Source organism: Pseudomonas sp. Sample_9, from assembly GCF_004307535.1.
GTDB lineage: Bacteria > Pseudomonadota > Gammaproteobacteria > Pseudomonadales > Pseudomonadaceae > Aquipseudomonas > Aquipseudomonas mercuritolerans.
The window spans coordinates 6,719-8,229 of sequence record NZ_RAZO01000331.1 but is presented as its reverse complement, the minus strand read 5'-3'; the positions used below and the strand labels follow the sequence as shown (position 1 = coordinate 8,229).

2 protein-coding genes are annotated in these 1,511 nt (G+C 61.8%); both read right to left on the bottom strand.

What is annotated here, in order from left to right; genetic code table 11:
- A partial coding sequence (locus D6877_RS18580; protein ID WP_130911717.1) for an aminotransferase class I/II-fold pyridoxal phosphate-dependent enzyme occupies nt 1-605 on the bottom strand: 605 nt, incomplete at its 3' end.
- 222 nt (nt 606-827) lie between these two features.
- Nucleotides 828-1,511, bottom strand: a 684-nt coding sequence (locus tag D6877_RS18575) for an ACT domain-containing protein (protein ID WP_130911719.1), incomplete at its 5' end; no start/stop codon positions are given.

Here is a 1,511-nt window from a genome sequence, read left to right as displayed (position 1 = left end):
ACGAAGTCGTACTGATCAGCCAGGGCGATCAGCTTCTTCAGGGTCTCGACCGGAATCAGCGCGCCGGTCGGGTTGCCCGGCGAGCACAGGAACAGAATCTGGCAGCGCTGCCAGATCTCCGGCGCTACTGCGTCGAAGTCCGGGTTGAAGCCGTTTTCATCCAGGCATGGCAGGTAATGCGGCTTGGCCCCGGCGAGAAACGCCGCGCCTTCGTAGATCTGATAGAACGGGTTGGGGCTGACCACCAGCGCATCGTCGCCACGGTTGACCACGGTCTGGGTGAAGGCGAACAGCGCTTCACGGGTGCCGTTGACCGGCAGCACATTGCGCGCCGGATCGATCCAGCCGTCCGGCACACCGAAGCGCCGCTCGCACCAGCCGGCGATCGCTTCGCGCAGGGCCGGGATGCCGAGGGTGGTCGGGTACACCGCCATCTGATCCAGATTGTTCGCCAGCGCTTCGGCGACAAAACTCGGCGAACGGTGTTTCGGCTCGCCGATCGACAGGGCGATCGGGCGTTTGTCCGGGTTCGGCGTAACGCTGCCGAGCAGGGCGCGGAGCTTTTCGAACGGGTACGGCTGGAGCTGGTTCAGAGCGTTGTTCATGGGGGCCTCTTTTAAATGCTCAAGAGCTTTCTGTGGCGAGGGGATTTATCCCCGTTGGGCTGCGAAGCGGCCCCAAAACCATTCACTGCGGTTCAACTGAATGTCCGCATACACAGGTTTTACGACTGCTTCGCAGCCGAACGGGGATAAATCCCCTCGCCACAGGGGATTGTATGTACCGGAGGAAAGCATGGGCTGCATTCACAGGGATAAACGGGTGATTCAGATACTGATCCGCGAAAGTTTGATATCCGGTTCCTGATTGACGCTCAGCTGTTCGACGATCGCATCCTGCAAACGGCTGCACAGCAGCGGATCGGACAGCGGCTGGTTGTGCGCGTCGGTGATGAAGAACACGTCTTCCACGCGCTCGCCCAGGGTCGCAATCTTGGCGTTCTGCAGCGACAGGTCGAACTCGAGGAAAATCCCCCCGACCCTCGCCAGCAGGCCCGGCCGGTCGGGCGCGGTCAATTCCAGCACGGTTACCGGACGCTGAGCATCGTTGTGAATGGTGACCTGCGGCGCAAAGGCAAAATGCTTGAGCTGACGCGGCACGCGGCGCTGGATGATCGTCGGGTAGTCGTCCGGGTTGCGCAGTGCCTCGGTCAGGCCTTCGCGGATCTGCTTGATCCGCGCCGGGTTGTCGCCGATCGACTCGCCTTCGTTGTCGAGCACGATGTAGGTGTCGAGGGTGAACTGGCTGCTCGAGGTGATGACCCGGGCGTCGTGAATGTTCAGGTTGAGCTGGTCCATCGCCGCCACGGTCACGGCGAAGAAATCGTGCTGGTCCGGTGCATAAATGAAGATCTGCGTGCCGCCTTCGAACTCGCGCTGGGTGGTTTCCTTGATCAGCACCAGCGGCCCGCCATCGACTGGTTGCTGCAGGATCGCGTCGCTGTGCCAGGC